An 18,110-nucleotide genomic window follows, 5' to 3' on the forward strand; every position below is an offset into this window, starting at 1 on the left:
GTCAGTAGAGTCGCCGGAGGATCGATCGGCGGGGACCACGCTCGCGAATCGTTGCCCGTCTCGCGCGTGGATCGGCGGGGCCGAGCAGGTATCGCCCGAGGAGGTAGAGCCCACCGCCGAGTATCGCGTTGATCGCGACGAACGGCACCCAGGGGTGGACGTCGTAGAGGACGTCGAGGACGGGTGCCGGGAGGACGTACAGGTATCGGTGCTCCGTGACGTACGTCGGGTAGTAACCGGTCTCCTCGGGCGCTTCGATGGCGACGGTGGTTTCGCCCTCCGAGCGCGGGCCGACGGTCGTCGACTCGAGGTCGACGCCCACGGACCCACTGCCGGGTTCGACGTACGAAACGATCGGGACGAAGCCGCCGTTCGGAATCTCGTGCGGAATCTCTTCGGTCGTCCCCTGTTCGATCACCAGCGGGCGATCGGACTCGAACTCCGCGCTGACGACGTCATACGAGTGGGTCCCGGCGGGAACGAGCATCGCCGCCGACGCGGCCACGACGACGACGAGCGCGAACCCGGCCGCGAGCAGTCGGGGGTCGAGTTCCTCGAGTGCCCGCTCGCCGCTGTCGCTCCCTCCATCTCGAGGGGATCGGTCGCGGCGCTCGCGGATCGTCTCGAGCGCATAGAGGACGACCGAGAGTCCGAGCAGCAGGTATGCGAGCCCTGTTGTCCCGAGGAACGACCGCACCCCGAACGTCGCCGCCAGCCAGGTCTGGCCCCGCTCGAGCGTCTCGCCGATCGTCATGACGGCGGTTCCGAGGGAGTTGATCGTGACCACGCTCCCGTCGACCTGCAACGCGGTCGCGACGACCTGGGCGTCCTGGACGGGCGGCTCAGCGCTGTCCTGGTCGGTGAACGGGTTGGCGTCCCCTTGCGTGACGTAGCCGGTGTCGGTTTCGTCGACGACGCGATGGGTCGTCAGCCCGCCGCCTTCGATCTCCTGGGCGTCGAAGACGACAACGTCGCCCGGTTCGGGCTCGCCGACGAGCTGGCTCGGAACCGCGACGAACCCGTCGCCGGTTTCGATCGTCGGTTCCATGCTCCCCGTCTCGACGAACCCAAGCAGCACTGGCTGTCCCAGTAGCTGCCCGGCCAGCAGGGCCACGACCGCTGTAAGGACGAGTAGTTGTAGCCCGCGGCTCATCACCCATCGAATCATCCCAGGTCGCCCCAATCACGTTGGTATATTTGAAAGTTAGGGTGGTTGAACAGTCGGGCCGTGTGCGAACGATTCATGCTGTCGACCGGCGGTGGGCCAGTACACCGAGAGCAATGACGACCAGCGCCCCGGCGACGAGACCGACGACCGCCGCCGAGCCGGCGGCATCGCTTCGGTCGGCATCCTCGTCTTCAGGCTCGGGCGTCACTGGCTCGTCCGTCTCGGTGATAGCTGTCCCACCGTCGGAACTCGGTTGGATCGGGTCGCCAGCGTCGTCAGTTCGCTCGCCCTCGAGTGTCGGCGCGTCGGCCGCCACGACGTATCGCGAGAAGCCATCGTCGGTCGCGACCGACGCGACCGTTCCGTTCGTCGCCTCGAGCCGTTCCGTCTCGAGTTCGATCCAGTCGTCGCCGTCGTCTCCGTAGATAGCCACAGAATCGGGGTCGACCGCCTTCCGCTCGAGCCAGTCCTCCTCGAGGGCGTATCGGTACTCCACGTCCTCGATGGACTCGTCGGGGCCGTCGACGGCGACGTCGCCGATCGAGGCCATTCCGGGTTCGTCGAACGGCGTCGTCTTTCGCTCCCCGTCGGGGTCGACCTCGATTTCCACGTCTTCGTCGGTCACGAACGAGGCGTCCAGTTCCTCGAGGGTCACGCCGGCTCCGACGTCGTACTCGAGAAGTTCGATCGTGGCGGTTTGGCAGGGGTCGACGTCGGTTACGGAAACCGCTCGAGTCGTCTTCTTGGGTATCTCGACGTCGACGCTCGGCCCGGCGGGACAGGGATCGGCTGGTGGCGATGGTGAGGCCCCAGGGTCGGACGGGGGCTCGTCTTCGTCCGGGACTTTCGTGTTGATCGTCACCGAATCGATGATCGGCTCGATCGTCTCGAGATCCCGGGTATCGGTCGTGAAACCGACCGCAACCGTGTCGTAGTCCGGCGTGAGGAGCGTCTTGTTGTCTTCCCCCTCGATAGCGTTTGACGCGTTTCCGTCCGCGTAGACGGTGACGTAGTCGGAGTCGTGCTCGAGCCAGACGTACGTGAACTCGTCGCCGGTATAGGTGAGCGTGAAGACGTCGGTGACTCCGGTCAGTGCCTCGTAGTTGATGCCGTCACCGTCACCCGCGTCGTTGTCCGCGGTGAGGTCGATCACGAGTTCGCCGGTCTCGTTGTCGACGAACGCATAGGCCCCGTTCGGACCAGGATGGGGTTCGGCGGTGATGTTTGCGTGGACGTGGTCCACATTGTTCGAAAAGACCTGCCCCCCAGCGGTGGCGACGAGCAGACAGACTACAGCGGCCGCGAGAAGTCCGAGTGCAAGTCGTTTCATTTTGAATGCCGTTGAACGGTCACTACATGCGGATCTGGTCGGTGGACCGAGAATCTCCCGTCGACCAACGAAAATCGCTGGTTCGGCTGTCAGTTGGCGTAGTGGTGGTTGGCGACTGTTCCCTCGAGTTCGGACTTTGTTTCGTCGCTGACTTCATCGAGGTCAAAAGAAGGGGGATTCTCGGCTGGACTTCCGGGGTTCGTGGTCTCGGCGGTGATCTCAAGCGTGAACTCGAACTCGTTGGGCTCTTCTGGATCTTCGGGACCGCCTAGAAGCGGTTCACTCGAGTGGAACGCGAGTGCACCGTAGACGACCTCTTCCCCTTCGGAGATAATTTCCGGGTCTTGTGGGAAGAAGACGAACGCCCAGGTGTTCAAGACGACGATGATCGACCCGCTAGCGAAATCGACCTCGACATCGGTTTGTGCCTCCGCTACGCCGTCCGGGTCGAACTCGATTTGCACATCGTCCTGTGTGCCGAGATTCTGTACAGCAAACACGTCTTCGACGATCGTGACCGCGTCCAAATTGAAGTGTTCACCGCCGGCGTCCGTCGGGTTATCGCTCGTGAAGTCGATCTCGATCGTGCCGTCGGTATCCCCGATGGCGTACTCGCTTTGCGACTCGAGACCGAGATACGCGTTCGCGTCCTCCGCGAGTTCGACGCTCACATCACGCTCTGCCTCGACACTCGTAAACGCACCCGTGCCCAGTGCCACTGTGCTAGCGGACGCTGCACCGAGTCCAAGAACGAAGGTCCGTCGGTTCATCAGTCAGGCCTCCGCACCGACGACGAGGGTTCCATCTTCTTTTTCGGGGTCTTCGTTCAGCGTATCGACTGTCACATCGACCAGCGTCCCTTCGCCCGCGTCGATCGTATCTTCCTGAAGCTTGAATGTGACTCCGTCTTGGACGTCACTTTCATCGAGATCAAGGGAAACACTGTCCTGTGTCCCCTGATTTTCGATCCTGAACACACCATCGATTTCGGTCACTGCGTCGTCGTTAAATCCGGCTCCGCCTTCGTCAGTCTCTTCAGAGCCGAGGTCGATACTCAAGGTTCCATCGCTTCCATCATCGCTAATAATGTCGTCGCGTTCGGCAGTTAGGGCAAGATAGGCGTTTGCGTCTTCCGCAAGTTCAACACCCACGTCACGGCTCGCCTCGACACTCGTGAACGCGCCCGTACCGACTGCCGCAGCTGCTCCTGATGCCAGTGCTCCTACTCCAATGACGAATTTGCGTCGTTGCATGGTTGGATTCTCCGTTTTGGTTCTATCGCGAGCGACCACACGTCCACACGTACGGCGACACGTCGTCGCACCCGAATCCCCGTCGCGGGGATCACAGATCATCCGTGGCTGGCACGGGATATTGTAATACAGTCGTAGCGTACATTTCAACACGCAGTGACTCTCAGTCAACTGTCCGCCGACCAACACGGAGTGGAGTCTGGAGCGCATTGACCGACTCTGTAAGTGCCGTAGCGACCAGCGACTATCGTTCCACCCGAGGTTACAGCCGGGTCAACCCTCTCGAGACTGCCCCGCACTGCCGTATCGAATCGCTTGACCGATGACAAATCAGACGTTGAGTCCGCTCGAGCAGATGGATATGATGGATTGACGGTGACTGCTCGGAAAGAGGCGCACGCGTTGAAACCGGCAGTAGACGCATCGAATCCGGCTATCTCCACAGTTATCAATAGTAGGGACTTACTTCAATACTAACCTTTTTACCGGGGGTTGTGGTAACCGGAAGCCGTATGGGGGCTACACAGATTGACAAGCCCGGGGATGGATCTTCGTCGAGCGAGGCGGACGGCGTCGTCGCCGAAGAATCGGCGGACGTCACGAAGCCGACGCTGAGTGAAGACGACCTCTTCGAACTGCTCGCCAATCGACGCCGGCGCTACATTCTCCACGAGCTCATGCGGAAGGGCGAGGCCGTCGACATCGGGTCGCTCTCCCAGGAGATCGCCGCCAACGAGGACGGCCTCGAGGTACACGAAGTCTCGAGCAAGGATCGAAAGCGCGTCTACACGGCGTTACACCAGTCGCACCTGCCGAAGATGGACAAGACCGGCGTCGTCTCCTTCGATCGCGATCGGGGGACGGTCGAACCGACGCAGGCGCTCGAGGACGTCGAGATCTACATGGACGTCGTTCGCGGACGTGAACTCCCCTGGAGCGACTACTACCTCGGGTTGACGGCACTCTCGGCGGTCTTTCTTGCCGCCTCGACGCTGGCGGTCGGGCCGTTTGCGGCGCTTCCGCTGTCTGCCTGGGGTGCGTTCGTGGTCGTCTCGTTCGGCGTCTTCGCGTTCGCCCACCGGTATTACGCCCGACGAAATCGTCTCGGAATCGATCGCGATCCACCGGAAGTCGAGTACTCGTATGCCGAGTAACGACACCCGCTCGAGATCGTCGACCGAAATTCCAATCTGATGAAACGGACGAGACGCGCCGCCCTGGTGATGTTCGCCGGCTCGAGTAGCCTCCTCGCCGTTGATACGGCCGGGTTTTCGAGCGGTGAATCCGAGCGAGAAGTTACGGTCCAGGTAGCCGACGATCCTGACGCCTACCTCAGGTTAGCGCCGTACGACGGCGAAGGCGATGTCGAGACGGGCGGCCTCCTGTTCGAGGACGCCGAGCCACGAATCGCTCCGGAATCATTCTCCGTCAAAAACCAGCTCACGGAATCCGTAACGGTCGTCCTCGAGTCGAACGAGTTCGAGTTCGATCTGGTCGGCGACGGTCAAAGCGGCGACGGAGAGGCGAAACTGAAACCCGGAACCAGCGTCGACGTCGAGGTACGGCCGGCAGTAGACAGTTCGGGCCCCACCAATGGTACGATCGAGATCACGGCCGAAGGCGACGCGATTCTCATCGAAGCCAAACGGACCCTCACCCTCAAGTCCAAGGAGGGCACGTACGACTCCGACGAGGACGCATCCGACTCCGACGAGGACGCATCCGACTCCGACGAGGACACATCCGACTCCGACGAGTAATCGGTGAACTGTCAGGTTCGAGTCTCGAGTCTCGCTCCGTCCCACTACGGCTGCTGATCGATAATTTCGTCGGCGAACGTCTCGAGCGCCCCCTCCCGATCTTCGTTTTGCAGGCCGACGATGACGTGATCGAGCCCATAGTCCTCCAGTCGGCGGAAGTACTCGCGGAACCACTCGACGCCGGCGCGGAAGCCGAGATGCAGCGGCTCGGGACCGGCCTCGCGGTCGTCGGCGAACTCGACCCGGACCGCGATGACGAACGGCTTTTCGCCCGCCGTAGCTCGCCAGCCCGAGAGATAGGTCTCGAGGGTCCGGTCGGGGAGGTGGTAGAAGAGCCAGCCGTCGCCGTGGTCGGCGATCCACTCGCGGGACTGTCGGGCGTGACCGGTGGGCAACAGCGGAATCGTCTCTTCGGTCGGACTCGGGACCACGTCGAGGTTGCCCTCGAGTGCGCCCCACTCGCCCTCGAGTTCGGGGTAGTTCTCACGCCAGACGGTTCGAAGGGTCGTGACGGCCTCACGGAACGTCCGATCGCGGTCTTCACGGTCGACACCGAAGGCGGGATACTCCGGGTCGCGGTCGCCCGAGGCGACGCCCATCACGAGTCGGCCGTCAGAGAGCCGGTCGACGGTGGCCGCCGACTTCGCGACGTGCAAGGGATGACGGAGCGTGAGGACGACACTCGAGGTGCCGAGTGCAACGTCGTCGGTGTGGGCAGCGACGTGGGAAAGCCACGGCCAGGTGTCGAACGTCTGGCCTGCATCGCCGAACTTCGGCCAGTACGTCGGGACGTCACGCGCCCAGAGGGCGTCGAAGCCGACGGCCTCGGCGTGTGTCGCTAGCTCGAGTTCTCGTTCGACGTCGGGGGTCGAGCGATTCGACCCGGTCAGCGGAAAGCCGGCGCCGAACGTCAGGCCGTCGTCGTCGAACAGTCGGCGGTAGCCTGCGTTTTCGTGTCCGGTGGACATTCACTCGAGTTATCGGCCGTGGCCGGATGACGGTGACGGTCCGGGCGTCGAACTCGTCAGTCTCGGTCGGCTCGTCTCGGATCTGAGGAAAAAACAGCGAGTGGCTACCGAGTCGTCACAGTCGTCCGCTCAGTCGTCGGCGGGCGTCGCGCCCGCGCCACCCTCTTCGGCCTGGGCCTTCGTCCAGGCGAGTTTGCCGCCGGCGGCGAGGATGTCGCGCTCGCGCTCGGAGGCGTCGAGCGTGGCGGTGAACTCCTCGTCGCCGTTGACGCGGACCGTAAACGCTTCCTGACCGCTCGTGACTGCCTCGTCGACGTCGTCGACGATCTCGATCTCGTCACCCTGATCGATGGCGTCGTAGGTGTCTTCGTCGATCGTCAGCGGGACGATGCCGAAATTGAAGAGGTTTGCACGGTGGATCCGGGCGAAGCTCTGGGCGAGCACGGCCTCGATTCCCAGATACATCGGACACATCGCGGCGTGTTCGCGCGAGGAGCCCTGGCCGTAGTTCTCGCCGGCGACGAGGACGCCGCCGTCGGCCTCCTGGGCGCGCTCGGCGAACGTGTCGTCGACCCGAGAGAGGGTAAACTGCGAGAGCTTCTCGATGTTCGACCGGTACATCAGGATGTCCTGGGTCGCGGGGATGATGTGGTCGGTCGTGATGTTGTCCTCCATCTTCAGGAGGGCGTCACCCGCGACGTCCGAGCCGAGTCCCTCACGCAGCGGCACGTCGCCGATGTTCGGCCCTTTGACGAGCTCGTCGTCGACGGCTTCCTCGGGCGTGATCAGGTCGACCTTCGAGGCGTCGTACTCGTCTGGGAGTTCGATGCCGGGATCTTCTAACTCCTCGAGTTCATCTGCAAGGTCGCGTGGGTCGACGATCTCGCCTTTGATCGCGGCTGCGGCAGCGACCTCGGGCGAACAGAGGTAGACGTTGTCGTCTTCGATTCCCGACCGCCCCTCGAAGTTACGGTTGAACGTCCGAAGCGAGACGGAGTCGCTTGCGGGGACGTGGCCGATACCGATACAGGCCCCACAGGTCGCCTCGGAGAAGTTGACGCCGGCGGCCATCATCTCGGCGACCCAGCCCTCGCGGGCGAGAATTTCGCTCGCTTGTTTCGAGCCGGGGGCGACGATCATCTCGGTCTTCTTGTCGACTTCGCGACCCTCGAGCATCTTCGCGGCCGGCAGGATGTCCTCGTAGGCGCCGTTGGTACAGGAGCCGACGATGACCTGCTCGACCGACTCGCCGGCGACCTCGTGGACCGGCACCACGTTGTCGGGCATCGAGGGCTGGGCGATCAGCGGCTCGAGGTCGGAGAGATCGACGACGATCTCGTCGTCGTACTCGGCGTCGTCGTCGGGCTGGAGTTCGACGTACTCCTCGGCGCGACCGACGCGCTCTAGGTAGTCTTTCGTCTGGTCGTCGGTGGGGAACAGCGACGAGGTCGCGCCGAGTTCGGTGCCCATGTTGGTGATCGTCATCCGCTCGGGCGCAGTGAGGCTCTCGACGCCGGGACCGGTGTACTCCAAGATTTTGCCGACGCCACCTTTGACCGAAAGGCGCCGGAGCATCTCGAGGATGACGTCTTTAGCGGTGGCCCACTCGGGGAGTTCGCCCTCGAGGCGGACGTTGACGACCTCGGGCATCTCGATATAGTAGGGGGCACCGCCCATGGCGACGGTGACGTCGATGCCGCCGGCGCCGATGGCGAGCTGGCCGAGTCCGCCCGGGGTCGGCGTGTGGCTGTCGGAGCCAAGCAGTGTCTTGCCGGGAGCGGCGAAGTTCTCACGGTGGACGTTATGACAGATCCCGTTGCCAGGTCGAGAGAAGTGCGCGCCATACGTACCGGCGGCAGAACGAAGGAACCGGTGGTCGTCGGTGTTTTTGAAGTCGAACTGGTACGTCTGGTGGTCACAGTACTGTGCGGCGATCTCAGTCTGGACCTCGTCCAGTCCCATCGCCTCGAACTGGAGCCAGACCATCGTCCCAGTCGTGTCCTGAGTGAGTACCTGGTCGATCTCGATCCCGATTTCCTCGCCGGTCTCGAGGTCGCCTTCGACGAGATGGTCGTCGAGGATTTTTTCGGTGAGCGTGTCTCCCATAGCACACAGAAGTGGGCTTTCTGGACTGATAAAACCAGCGTCGGTTTCAATGGAGTGTCACTTCCAGCACCACGAATGGATCGGGGTTCACGGGCCGCTTGCGGACATACACGATGTTTTCCTCAGAGGCCTGTGACCCTGAAATTCCGCGAGGGTGTCCCCCACACTCGTTCTGGCCGACAGTCCAACGCCCCGGAAGCATTTCTCGGCTGGGCTAAACGATACGCTTTTTTTTGCTGCCTATCGAGACGAGGTATGTACCGTTCCGGCGCGTTCGTCGCCGAGTGTGTCTCGCCGACGACCGACGACCAGATCCAGCCCAACGGGGTCGACCTCACCCTCGACATCGTCTTCGAGCAACTGGAACCCGGCCGGATCACTCGCGACGGAAAAGAGATCGGCGAACGGATCGCCCGGCCGCTCGAGGAACTCGAGCAGAAACACCCCGACACGTACTATCTGCCGAAAGGGGCCTACGTCGCCCGTTACGGCGAACGCATTCGCATTCCCGAGGGCCACGTCGGCTTCGTCTACCCGCGTTCGTCGCTGATGCGAAACTCCTGTATGCTCAACACGGCCGTCTGGGACGCTGGCTACGAAGGCCGCGGTGAGGGACTGCTTCAGGTCCACCACGACGTCGAGATCGAACGCGGCGCTCGAATCGCACAACTCGTCTTCGCGAAAGCGAACCACGAGGACGTCTACGATGGAAGCTACCAGGGCGAGAACCTCGAGTAATCGTCATTGCATCTCGGATATCCGTCATTGCGTCTCGAGTGATTGATGCCTTGAGGGCCTCGAGTGGCGGTGTCGAACTGCGGACGAAGATACTTGTTGTATGGAAGACAATTCCGTCTATGGACGAGCAGGGACGCTGCGGTCAGTGTCGATCGCTGATTTCACAGGGCGTAGATCGGTGTCCTGACTGTGGGTACGAGCCCGCTTCGCAGGGTCGGATCATTGGCCGGATCGTCGGCCTGCTCGCCGTCTTCACGCTGTGTGTGACGACGGGGGTGCTCGGGTATCTGTCGCTGTTGTCCCTGCAACAGGGGACCGTCGGCCAGGCGGGGCCGCTCGTCGCAGCGCTACTGGGACTCTGGATCGGTGCGGCAGTCGCGCTGGTGGCGATCTTCAGGGGTCGAACCCGAACGCCCACGAACGATGTGGTCTGAGATGGACGTCGACGCCTGATCTGGACGCCGAAGCCGACGTCGATGGCTCCGACGACGGGCGCGGCTGGCCGCCTCACACATTGTTATCACACTCCGGTCGGTTAGTGGAAGACGAACCGCCATGATGGCCACCACCCACGTGTTCGTCGGTCTCGCCGCGGTCGCCCCCGCTGCGTACGCCGCCCCAGACCTCGCAGGGCCGCTGGCCGTCGGCGCCGTTCTCGGTGGACTCGCACCTGACGTCGACCTCGTCTTCGAGCATCGGCGCACCCTCCACTTCCCGGTGCTCGGATTCGTCGTGGCCGTCCCGGCTGTTGTCCTCGCGGTCCTCGTCCCCTCGAGTCTCGCCGTCGCGGCCGCCGCGTTCGCCGTTGCAGCCTGGTTACACGCCGTGACTGACGCCCTCGGCGGTGGGCCCGAGATGGACCCCTGGACCGATCGCAGCGAGCGTGCGGTCTACGATCACGTTCGTGGCCGCTGGATTCGTCCCCGGCGACTCGTTCGGTACGATGGCTCGCCCGAGGACGCCACGCTCGCCGTCTCGCTTGCGATTCCCGCACTGCTCGCGTTCGACGGCTGGATTACCGGCGTCGTCGTCGTCGGGCTCGTGATCTCGATCGGCTACGCAATCGTTCGACGGCGGCTGGTGGCCTGGCTTCCCGACTGGCTCGAGTGACCGACCCCCTCTTGACCTTGCACCTGCCGGCTCGGAGTCGCAACGCTGATGGCATCGCCGTCCAAGCCACCGATATGGTCGATAGCTTCGTCGCGCAGACGACTCACCTGATCTTCGCCGCCATCTGGGCGGGTAGCGTCTTCTACGTGGCGTTCGTCGTGTTGCCGCTGGCCCGTGACGGCGCGTTCAACTCGACGAAACCGCTCGAGGGCATCGTCGGCAAACTCACGACGATTTCGCGGGTGAGCTCGGTCGTGTTGCTCCTGAGCGGCGGCCACCTCGCCGGAACGAGGTATACGGCCGAGGGGCTGTTCGGGACGATCAACGGCCAGCTCGTCCTCGTCATGGTCGCGCTCTGGCTCGCCCTGGCTGCGCTCGTCGAGATCGGCGGCAAGCGACTCGAGACTGGGTTGAACGGGAAGAAACTCCGCGAGCCCGCGAGCAACGCGCTCGGGCTGTATCGTCTCGCTGCCGTCGTCGCAGTCGCGTTGCTCGTCGTCTCGGGAGCGATCACCTCGGGGTTCGCCGCGGGGCTGTGATCGACCGGCGATCTCGTCACTGAATCCACAAATCCGGCGGTTTTCTGCGGTCAACGGCCCGGATTCGGACGTTCTTGCGAAAGATACTTAGTCAGTTACTGTAACGTACACCACGATGTTCAGGCGCAATGACCTGGCGCTGTCGCTGCTCGCGGTGGGGGCTGCTGCAGCCGCTGGCTACGTCCTCCAGTCGCGCCGGCAAACCGGGGGAAGCGCGCGGTCGAAAGCCGACGTCGGTGCGCGACTCGTCCGCTGGGACGAGGTCCCCAGCAGTGCACCGGTCGTCGATGCGACCTCTCGTCGCCTCTCGGAGATCCCCGGTGCCCGACGCGCGATCCAGCGCGCCGTTCGCAACGACGCCCGCGAGGAGTGGGAACACGTCACCCTTGAGCGCGACGGTGCCTGGTCGATCGTCGACGCCGTCCGTGACTCCCTGCCGTACTACGACGGTGACGACGGCGAGTACAACGGGGTCTACGTCCGCTACGGCGACCGGATCGTCGTCCTCGACGCCATCGGCTGGGCGCGACTCGAGGAGCCGCTGTACTGATCTGCGCTCGCGGCCGCCGCGCGACCAGCGACCGCCGCGATCAGCGTCCGCGCGACCCTGTTTCCCACCCCAGGGTGCTGAATGTCAGCGGATATCGATCCGACTGGGGGTCGAAAAGACCGCATTCGGACCATCGATTACGCCGTCGGCTGGTGAAATTAGCCGTGGTTAGACTACATCCGGATACCAGTTCGACGTCGAGAGGATACACGCATAGGGATATTTTTTATCGCAGTCCACATAATATCCGGCTCGATGGGAGAGAAACCAGGCAGATTCAAACCCGACAAAATTGAGACCCTCTTCGTACTCATCGGTGCGGTTTTACTTTTCCTCACTGCATTCCAGAGCCTCGACGACCCGGTCAGCAGACAGGGGATCGCGTTGATAGTCGGGACGTTCGGCGTGTTCCTCTTGTTCGTGTGGGGGATGTATGCCCTCCGTATAAACCCGTTGACGGCACCCGACCTGTGGCTCGGAGTGAGTCTTCTTCTCATCCTCGGTATCGTCGTTGGGGCAGTCGTATACGCCACTTGGCCGGTTGATCGGGAATTCGTCACCGGTTTTGGTCTGCTCGCCGTAATAGGTGTCGTCGTCGCGCTGGTTTACATCGTTCGTGCCATGCTGAATCGTCATCGCGAAAGTGAGACGTAATTCCGTTCGATTGAAAATGGTGACCTCCGTTGGTACCCTTGTACGAATTAGTCCCCTCCGAACAGTCGAGGAGCAAACACCGGGATCGTCCGAACGACTTCCGGTCCGGTTCGTCCGGGAACGGATCTTCGAGAAATCGGAAGAGGGTGGCTCCACTACAGGGGGAACGACGGGGTGTCCCTGATCTCGTCCAGAACCCATCGAAGCGCGTTGGTATCCATCGTATCAGGCTCTTCACCCTCGTACAGACAAACGAGGCAGGCGAGACAATCGACCTGTGATTCAGTGTCGTTACAGAAGAGGAAGAAACAAGCGACACACAAGATCGCACCGACACCTGACGCACCGGACGAGCAGAGGGGAACACAACTCCGACAGGCACCGACCACATTAACGATGTACCAGACGCAGTCCGGGCAAGTGGTATTACACTCGACACCGAGGTAGTCGAGCGTTTCACTAGCGAACGTCCCAACGATCCAATCCGCTACGACGTCCCTAAGAACGTCTCTCGGATCTCTGATCGGACCAAATACTTGGGTACCAACCTCTGAGACTTCGAGCTCGGACGCAGACAACGAACTCACGTCAGTAGTCACGTCCGCCAATTCCTGTTCGCGAGGATCGAACTCGCCTACTTCAACGACGAACTCGTGCATTTCCGGATCATTGCCGTCCGAATCACTTACGCTCGCGCTCACGTGGAATCCGTCGAGATGCGTCTTCGCTTCGACGTTAGCGCCGCTGATCTCACCGTCAAGATCAAGAACGGATAGAACGTGTTCTCGTTCATCTGGGGTAGCGTTCCGGCTGAACACAACGTCCGATCCGCTCACGCCGAGAGCCGCGTTCTCTGCTTCAGCTTTTGAGTATCCAGAAGGCGCTTTGGAGGTGTCTGAATCAAACAAAAAGAGCGCGCCAATCTCGTCATCGTGACCCATGGCAACAAGTGTCCCATAGTTTCGGATCGGTATTCTCCACGCCACGAGTTCGCCGTTCGTGACTTCTCCGTCGTCGTCGACATGACGCTTTTCAATCCGATCTGGTCCTGGAAGCGACTCAACTCCAAGTTCGTCGAGGATTTTTTCGACTACGGGGGCGCTCTCGAGACGCTGTACATCGTCACGAGTCGCGTCGGTCGCGCTCACAGTACCGAGTAGCACGTTTAGGCCAACACTGGCACCAATAGCGCTGGCACCGGTTTGTCGAAGCATCGATCGCCTATTTTTCTCTTCTCACCAATCTGGTCTTTGGACATTAGTATACGCAATATAATAGATCCATAAATAATTCTCTGAATTCTTCTAATCAGAATCTATAAATAATTGTCTCGTTGAACGGATTCTGAGTTGCGGCTATAAAGGCTCATAGACTGGTTCTATGCTCGAGATTCTGAATCTGAGGACAATCTCACGGAACTGTCTATATCAGCCCAGTGGTCGCACGGGATCGCCTAGCGAGCGCTTCTTTGTTGAGTTCGAAATTTCCGTCATCCAGCGATCAGAATACCCTTTTTGTACGGGTGAGCACGTTCTGTCCTTGCGTGAGTGACCGTGATCCACGCTGTAAGATGAGTGGTTCGACACCGAGTTCGGAGAACTAGTATTTCGTGATCTAGTCCATACTAAGCTCGATTTACTCGACTTCATCCTTCTAACCCGTGATATCTGCCGATTAGATCACTGTTCAACAGCGCAGCTCAGGCTGATTCGATGGCCCGTAGAGAGCGAACACCACGCTCGCGGGCGGCCACGAAATCACAACCACTACCACCCACGCCCGCGGAGTGGCCGCCATGCAACTGGGCGTAATCGGACTCGGACGCATGGGACAGATCGTCGTCGACCGCGTACTCGAGGCGGGCCACGACGTCGTCGCGTTCGACCTCGACGCGGAAGCGGTCGCGACGGCGGCCGACGCCGGTGCGGAACCTGCAGACTCGCTCGACGACCTCCTCGACCGACTCGGTGAGGAGAAACGCATCTGGCTGATGGTCCCCGCAGGCGAGGCGGTCGACGTCACCCTAGACGAACTCGAGCCCCACCTCGATTCGGACGACGTCGTCGTCGACGGCGGCAACTCCTACTTCGAAGACTCCGTGCGACGCGCCGAGGCGTGTCCCGCGGCCTACCTCGACTGCGGAACCTCGGGCGGGCCCGCGGGTGCCGAACTCGGCTTCTCGCTCATGATCGGCGGTCCCGAGTGGGCCTACGAGGAGTGCGAGCCGGTGTTCGACGCCGTCGCAACGGGACCCGACGGTCACGAGCGGATGGGGGCCGCCGGCTCGGGTCACTACGTCAAGATGGTCCACAACGGCGTCGAGTACGCGCTGATGCAGACCTACGGCGAGGGCTTCGAGTTGCTCCACGAGGGTCGGTACGATCTCGATCTAGAGGCCGTCGCCTCGGTCTGGAACAACGGTGCCGTCATCCGGTCGTGGCTGCTCGAACTCTGTGAGGAGGCGTTCCGCGAGGAGGGGTCCGACCTCGGCGACGTCGCCGACCGGATCGAGGGCGGTTCGACGGGGACGTGGACCGTCCAGGAAGGGCTCGAACAAGAGGTCCCTTTGCCGCTGATCTACACCGCCCTCGGCGAACGGTTCGGCTCCCGAGCCGACGACGGCCGTTTTTCCCGTCGGCTGGCCAACCGACTGCGCTACGGCTTCGGCCGACACGAAGTGCAACGACGCGACTAGCCCGTCGACCGAACCCACGTTGCGAGCCGGTCAGGGAGTTCGTCTCGCGTTTCGGGCTCGACCGCAACGATCTCGACGTCCTCTCGCTCTCGAACGCCGTAGAGGAACTCACCTCGAGAGCCGGTCGCGATCGCCGCGAGCACCGGCGTCTCCGACTCGAGTGCACGCAGGGTTACTTCGACGAACCGCTCGCTCTCGAGTTGCATCGGGGCGACCTCGTCGATCACGATGCAGTCGGCTCGAGTCAGCGCGGGCGGTATAACGTCGCTGACGACCCGATCGATCACCGGGACGTCGACCCCGTATTTGCCGACCCTGGGGCCGTCGACGTCGACGTGCGCCATCGTCGCCCGCCGTCGCCCGCCGAGGTCGGTGATCTCGAACCCGACGCGTTCGCCTTCGACGCGAATCTCGGGGCAGACCACTCCCCCGACCGTCAGGTCGTCTTCACGAAGGCGATCGACGGCTCGCTCGAGGGTGGTCGTCTTGCCGCTCCGTGGGGGGCCTGTAACGAGTGCGTTCCCTGACACGGCGTGGAATTCGAGAGACGAACCAGTCAACGCTCCGATCTGACTCGAGAGTAAGCCCGCGATGTACGCACCAGACGTTTTATATGGACGTGTTGAATCCGCGGCCATGACGGACCCCCTACCCGCACGTTCGCAACCCCCCTCGGACGACGCCTCCTCGCCGAACGACGACTCGGGCGTGGTCGCTAACCGGAGACGATTTCTCACTGCAACCGCTGGGGCCGGCGTCCTCGGGGCTGTCGCAGGCTGTACCGGAATCGACTCTGATGAGGCCGATCCCGATGCGCCAGCGGACGAGACGATCTCGCTGGACGTCGGTCCTGACGACGTCGACGACGTCGACGAACTCCCGCTGATCGATGCGCACACTCACATTATGCCACTGGCGGCACGTGGAAACGATCCGCTGTCCGTCGGCCAACTCGTCGACTGGATGGACGACAACGGCGTCGACTACGCTGCCGTCCAGGCACTCGACTCGCCGGAGGCTTACCCTGTCCAGGCGCCCAGCTGGTGGATTATCGAGGAGTGCGAAGCGTACGACGACCGGCTGATGCCGTTCGTCACGATCGATCCGCGCACGCTCCACTACGGTGAGGATGCGACGGCTGTCCTCGACGAGCACCTCGACCGCGGCGCGCGCGGCTTCGGCGAACTGAAAGCCGGCGTCGAAATCGACGACGAGGGGGCACTGGACCTCTACGAACTCTGTGCCGAGCGTGACCTGCCAGTGCTCTATCACACCGACGAACAGGCGATGACCGACGAGCTCGGCCTCCCAGCACACGAAGCGGTCTTCGAGTCGTTCCCGGAAGTACATTTTATCGCCCACGCGTGGGGCTGGTGGGTCCACGTCGACGGCGACGTCGAGACGACGGATCGCGATCGGGCTCACGAGGGTCCGATCGAGTCCGAGGGTCGCGTGCCCGAGCTACTCGAGGCGTACGACAACGTCTACGCCGATATCTCGGCAGGCGCAGGCTGGGAGGCCCTGAGCCGCGACGAGGAGTTCACCCAGGAGTTTTTCGAGACCCACCACGAACAGCTCGTCTTCGGTAGCGACTACCTCTTTCCCGACCAGGAGATCCGACAGTTCCAGCTGTTCGAGACGATCGATCTCGACCTCGGGGCCTGGGCAGATATCCGCTATCGCAATTTCGAGTCGATACTTCGATGACAATCCGCCGCCAGCCGGCGAAGAAACGACAGAATCAGTCCCGAAAGACCGTTGTCGCTTCGATGATCGGGACATCGGAATCGCACCCAGTATTTAACCCTCCTGAGCGATTCTATACGAGTGATTAATGAGACGCCTGACTCGCGAGAAAGAGCGTGAGGACCAGTCAACGCACGAGACGACCGACCAAGAGGGGGTTCGTGCCTGTCCTGAGTGTGACTCGACGTCACTGACGAGGAGTGCAGACGGGAGCGAAGTGAGCTGTGAGGATTGTGGGCTGATTCTCGAGGAAGAGACGATCGACCGGGGACCGGAGTGGCGGGCGTTCAACGCGGCAGAACGGGACAGCAAATCCCGTGTCGGCGCACCGACGACCCAGACGATGCACGACAAGGGGCTGACCACCACCATCGACTGGAAAAACAAAGACGCCTACGGACGCTCGCTCTCCTCGGAGAAGCGGACGCAGATGAGCCGACTGCGCAAGTGGCAAGAGCGCATTCGGACGAAAGACGCCGGCGAACGAAACCTGCAGTTCGCCCTCTCCGAGACCGACCGGATGGCCTCGTCGCTCGGCGTCCCCCGATCCGTTCGAGAAGTCGCGAGCGTCCTCTACCGACGAGCGCTCGAGGAAGACCTCATCCGCGGCCGTTCCATCGAGGGCGTCGCCACGAGTACGCTGTACGCGGCGTGTCGGATGGAAGGGATCCCGCGATCGCTGGACGAGGTCGCTGCGGTCTCCCGTGTCGATCGTATGGAGATCGGTCGCACCTATCGGTACATCTCCCAGGAACTCGGCCTCGAGATGCAGCCCGTCGATCCGAAGAAGTACGTCCCGCGGTTCTGTTCTGAACTCGACCTCTCGGAGGAGGTCCAGTCGAAAGCCAACGAGATCATCGATACGACGGCCGAACAGGGGATGCTCTCCGGAAAGTCGCCGACTGGCTACGCCGCTGCCGCGATCTACGCGAGTGCGCTCCTTTGTAACGAAAAGAAGACACAGAACGAGGTCGCCAACGTCGCCCAGGTAACCGAGGTCACGATTCGGAACCGGTATCAAGAACAGATCAGCGCGATGGGTCTCCCCAACTAGGGACGGAACGGGGACTCCTCCCCGTATTCGATACTGACTGCCTCCACGCCGTCTTACCCACGGATCAGGAAGGTGCCACTACGCAACGTGTACCCGGTCGTTCGCTCGTTTTGAGTACGTCTTTTGCTGGCAAGCGTCGTCGCTACCGATCCGTCTCGAAGGCCACCATCGGGCGACCGACTGCCACCTGTGTTTCGTCAGTCAGCGAAGCCGTCGGTAGGCCCGAAGCGCAAGCGAAGCAGCCGTGCCGAAGCCCGGGACTCGCGAGGAGACTGCGGCCGCTCCGAGCAACAGCGCACCGCTTTTCCCTCGTCCCTTCGCGAACTCCATGGCGGCGTCGACGACCGTCGTGACGACGCTGGCGTTTTTCAGCAGTTCCGTTCGATCTCGGGCACCTGTTGTTGCCATAGCCGAACGAACGACGGCCTCCCGAGAAACG

General features: G+C 62.2%; 20 protein-coding genes and 1 pseudogene. 11 read left to right on the forward strand and 10 right to left on the reverse strand.

Going from position 1 to position 18,110, the window contains the following annotated elements; genetic code table 11:
• Position 1: 1 nt before the first annotated feature.
• The 4 genes from AArc1_RS04890 to AArc1_RS04905 all read right to left on the reverse strand — a co-directional run bounded on the left by AArc1_RS04890 (position 2) and on the right by AArc1_RS04905 (position 3,751).
• Positions 2–1,168, reverse strand: a complete 1,167-nt coding sequence (locus tag AArc1_RS04890) for a signal peptidase I (RefSeq protein ID WP_117363317.1) — start codon at positions 1,166–1,168, stop codon at positions 2–4.
• Between the two features lie 73 nt (positions 1,169–1,241).
• Positions 1,242–2,498: a PGF-pre-PGF domain-containing protein gene (locus AArc1_RS04895; protein ID WP_117363318.1), complete on the reverse strand. Its 1,257-nt coding sequence runs from the start codon at positions 2,496–2,498 to the stop codon at positions 1,242–1,244.
• An 89-nt stretch (positions 2,499–2,587) separates the two neighbouring features.
• A complete protein-coding gene (locus tag AArc1_RS04900) occupies positions 2,588–3,268 on the reverse strand; it encodes a hypothetical protein (RefSeq protein WP_133412319.1) in 681 nt (226 codons plus the stop codon).
• 3 nt (positions 3,269–3,271) lie between these two features.
• On the reverse strand, positions 3,272–3,751 hold the full coding sequence (locus AArc1_RS04905; protein WP_133412320.1) for a DUF1102 domain-containing protein: 480 nt from the start codon (positions 3,749–3,751) through the stop codon (positions 3,272–3,274).
• A gap of 512 nt (positions 3,752–4,263) precedes the next feature.
• Between AArc1_RS04905 and AArc1_RS04910 the strand changes: the two genes are divergently transcribed.
• Both AArc1_RS04910 and AArc1_RS18815 read left to right on the forward strand, forming a co-directional pair.
• The gene (locus AArc1_RS04910) at positions 4,264–4,905 is read left to right on the forward strand and encodes a DUF7344 domain-containing protein (RefSeq protein WP_117363321.1); all 642 of its coding nucleotides are present in this window, start codon (positions 4,264–4,266) and stop codon (positions 4,903–4,905) included.
• Positions 4,906–4,944: 39 nt separating this feature from the next.
• Positions 4,945–5,511 (forward strand): hypothetical protein, encoded by a 567-nt coding sequence (locus tag AArc1_RS18815; RefSeq protein WP_117363322.1) that lies wholly within the window; start codon positions 4,945–4,947, stop codon positions 5,509–5,511.
• Positions 5,512–5,555: 44 nt separating this feature from the next.
• On the opposite strand, the gene AArc1_RS04920 is transcribed toward AArc1_RS18815, so the two are convergent.
• Together AArc1_RS04920 and AArc1_RS04925 are read right to left on the reverse strand one after the other, a co-directional pair.
• Complete coding sequence (locus tag AArc1_RS04920; RefSeq protein ID WP_117363323.1) at positions 5,556–6,479, reverse strand: TIGR03571 family LLM class oxidoreductase; 924 nt, start codon at positions 6,477–6,479, stop codon at positions 5,556–5,558.
• 129 nt (positions 6,480–6,608) lie between these two features.
• Positions 6,609–8,585 (reverse strand): aconitate hydratase, encoded by a 1,977-nt coding sequence (locus tag AArc1_RS04925; protein ID WP_117363324.1) that lies wholly within the window; start codon positions 8,583–8,585, stop codon positions 6,609–6,611.
• Between the two features lie 255 nt (positions 8,586–8,840).
• Between AArc1_RS04925 and AArc1_RS04930 the strand changes: the two genes are divergently transcribed.
• From AArc1_RS04930 to AArc1_RS04955, 6 genes are all read left to right on the forward strand, one after another.
• Positions 8,841–9,323 carry a deoxyuridine 5'-triphosphate nucleotidohydrolase gene (locus AArc1_RS04930; RefSeq protein WP_117363325.1) on the forward strand — a complete coding sequence of 161 codons (483 nt, stop codon included), beginning with the start codon at positions 8,841–8,843 and terminating at the stop codon, positions 9,321–9,323.
• A gap of 119 nt (positions 9,324–9,442) precedes the next feature.
• Entirely contained in the window at positions 9,443–9,757 is a 315-nt protein-coding gene (locus AArc1_RS04935; protein WP_117363326.1) for a hypothetical protein, read from the forward strand.
• A gap of 121 nt (positions 9,758–9,878) precedes the next feature.
• Positions 9,879–10,433, forward strand: coding sequence for a metal-dependent hydrolase (locus AArc1_RS04940; protein WP_117363327.1), 555 nt, complete (start codon positions 9,879–9,881; stop codon positions 10,431–10,433).
• 74 nt (positions 10,434–10,507) lie between these two features.
• The gene (locus AArc1_RS04945; protein ID WP_117365780.1) at positions 10,508–10,972 is read left to right on the forward strand and encodes a copper resistance protein CopD; all 465 of its coding nucleotides are present in this window, start codon (positions 10,508–10,510) and stop codon (positions 10,970–10,972) included.
• 115 nt (positions 10,973–11,087) lie between these two features.
• Positions 11,088–11,522, forward strand: coding sequence for a hypothetical protein (locus AArc1_RS04950; protein ID WP_117363328.1), 435 nt, complete (start codon positions 11,088–11,090; stop codon positions 11,520–11,522).
• A 255-nt stretch (positions 11,523–11,777) separates the two neighbouring features.
• Positions 11,778–12,176, forward strand: a complete 399-nt coding sequence (locus AArc1_RS04955; RefSeq protein ID WP_117363329.1) for a cation diffusion facilitator family transporter — start codon at positions 11,778–11,780, stop codon at positions 12,174–12,176.
• Between the two features lie 155 nt (positions 12,177–12,331).
• Here the strand turns inward: AArc1_RS04955 and AArc1_RS04960 are convergent, their stop codons facing one another.
• Both AArc1_RS04960 and AArc1_RS04965 read right to left on the reverse strand, forming a co-directional pair.
• On the reverse strand, positions 12,332–13,324 hold the full coding sequence (locus tag AArc1_RS04960) for a hypothetical protein (RefSeq protein ID WP_133412321.1): 993 nt from the start codon (positions 13,322–13,324) through the stop codon (positions 12,332–12,334).
• Between the two features lie 207 nt (positions 13,325–13,531).
• Positions 13,532–13,775, reverse strand: a pseudogene (locus AArc1_RS04965) (IS5/IS1182 family transposase); the annotation flags it as partial.
• A 157-nt stretch (positions 13,776–13,932) separates the two neighbouring features.
• On the opposite strand from AArc1_RS04965, the gene gnd reads away from it, so the two are divergent.
• A complete protein-coding gene (gene gnd / locus AArc1_RS04970) occupies positions 13,933–14,871 on the forward strand; it encodes a phosphogluconate dehydrogenase (NAD(+)-dependent, decarboxylating) (RefSeq protein WP_321169162.1) in 939 nt (312 codons plus the stop codon).
• On the opposite strand, the gene AArc1_RS04975 is transcribed toward gnd, so the two are convergent.
• Complete coding sequence (locus AArc1_RS04975; RefSeq protein WP_117365782.1) at positions 14,868–15,401, reverse strand: nucleoside-triphosphatase; 534 nt, start codon at positions 15,399–15,401, stop codon at positions 14,868–14,870. The two genes, gnd and AArc1_RS04975, sit on opposite strands and share 4 nt — an antisense overlap.
• Positions 15,402–15,507: 106 nt before the next feature.
• Here AArc1_RS04975 and AArc1_RS04980 point away from each other — a divergent pair, with 106 nt between their 5' ends.
• Both AArc1_RS04980 and AArc1_RS04985 read left to right on the forward strand, forming a co-directional pair.
• The gene (locus tag AArc1_RS04980; protein WP_117363331.1) at positions 15,508–16,578 is read left to right on the forward strand and encodes an amidohydrolase family protein; all 1,071 of its coding nucleotides are present in this window, start codon (positions 15,508–15,510) and stop codon (positions 16,576–16,578) included.
• Positions 16,579–16,705: 127 nt separating this feature from the next.
• The gene (locus AArc1_RS04985; protein ID WP_117363332.1) at positions 16,706–17,671 is read left to right on the forward strand and encodes a transcription initiation factor IIB; all 966 of its coding nucleotides are present in this window, start codon (positions 16,706–16,708) and stop codon (positions 17,669–17,671) included.
• A gap of 201 nt (positions 17,672–17,872) precedes the next feature.
• On the opposite strand, the gene AArc1_RS04990 is transcribed toward AArc1_RS04985, so the two are convergent.
• Positions 17,873–18,079 (reverse strand): hypothetical protein, encoded by a 207-nt coding sequence (locus tag AArc1_RS04990; RefSeq protein WP_117363333.1) that lies wholly within the window; start codon positions 18,077–18,079, stop codon positions 17,873–17,875.
• Between the last annotated feature and the right edge of the window lie 31 nt (positions 18,080–18,110).

The organism is Natrarchaeobaculum sulfurireducens (assembly GCF_003430825.1).
GTDB lineage: Archaea > Halobacteriota > Halobacteria > Halobacteriales > Natrialbaceae > Natrarchaeobaculum > Natrarchaeobaculum sulfurireducens.

Excerpts from the sequence above, each read along its gene's own strand:
- AArc1_RS04890 (WP_117363317.1), bottom strand. The coding sequence starts at position 1,168 with ATGATTCGATGGGTGATGAGCCGCGGGCTACAACTACTCGTCCTTACA.
- AArc1_RS04895 (WP_117363318.1), bottom strand. The coding sequence starts at position 2,498 with ATGAAACGACTTGCACTCGGACTTCTCGCGGCCGCTGTAGTCTGTCTG.
- AArc1_RS04900 (WP_133412319.1), bottom strand. The coding sequence starts at position 3,268 with ATGAACCGACGGACCTTCGTTCTTGGACTCGGTGCAGCGTCCGCTAGC.
- AArc1_RS04905 (WP_133412320.1), bottom strand. The coding sequence starts at position 3,751 with ATGCAACGACGCAAATTCGTCATTGGAGTAGGAGCACTGGCATCAGGA.
- AArc1_RS04910 (WP_117363321.1), top strand. The coding sequence starts at position 4,264 with ATGGGGGCTACACAGATTGACAAGCCCGGGGATGGATCTTCGTCGAGC.
- AArc1_RS18815 (WP_117363322.1), top strand. The coding sequence starts at position 4,945 with ATGAAACGGACGAGACGCGCCGCCCTGGTGATGTTCGCCGGCTCGAGT.
- AArc1_RS04920 (WP_117363323.1), bottom strand. The coding sequence starts at position 6,479 with ATGTCCACCGGACACGAAAACGCAGGCTACCGCCGACTGTTCGACGAC.
- AArc1_RS04925 (WP_117363324.1), bottom strand. The coding sequence starts at position 8,585 with ATGGGAGACACGCTCACCGAAAAAATCCTCGACGACCATCTCGTCGAA.
- AArc1_RS04930 (WP_117363325.1), top strand. The coding sequence starts at position 8,841 with ATGTACCGTTCCGGCGCGTTCGTCGCCGAGTGTGTCTCGCCGACGACC.
- AArc1_RS04935 (WP_117363326.1), top strand. The coding sequence starts at position 9,443 with ATGGACGAGCAGGGACGCTGCGGTCAGTGTCGATCGCTGATTTCACAG.
- AArc1_RS04940 (WP_117363327.1), top strand. The coding sequence starts at position 9,879 with ATGATGGCCACCACCCACGTGTTCGTCGGTCTCGCCGCGGTCGCCCCC.
- AArc1_RS04945 (WP_117365780.1), top strand. The coding sequence starts at position 10,508 with ATGGTCGATAGCTTCGTCGCGCAGACGACTCACCTGATCTTCGCCGCC.
- AArc1_RS04950 (WP_117363328.1), top strand. The coding sequence starts at position 11,088 with ATGTTCAGGCGCAATGACCTGGCGCTGTCGCTGCTCGCGGTGGGGGCT.
- AArc1_RS04955 (WP_117363329.1), top strand. The coding sequence starts at position 11,778 with ATGGGAGAGAAACCAGGCAGATTCAAACCCGACAAAATTGAGACCCTC.
- AArc1_RS04980 (WP_117363331.1), top strand. The coding sequence starts at position 15,508 with ATGACGGACCCCCTACCCGCACGTTCGCAACCCCCCTCGGACGACGCC.
- AArc1_RS04985 (WP_117363332.1), top strand. The coding sequence starts at position 16,706 with ATGAGACGCCTGACTCGCGAGAAAGAGCGTGAGGACCAGTCAACGCAC.
- AArc1_RS04990 (WP_117363333.1), bottom strand. The coding sequence starts at position 18,079 with ATGGCAACAACAGGTGCCCGAGATCGAACGGAACTGCTGAAAAACGCC.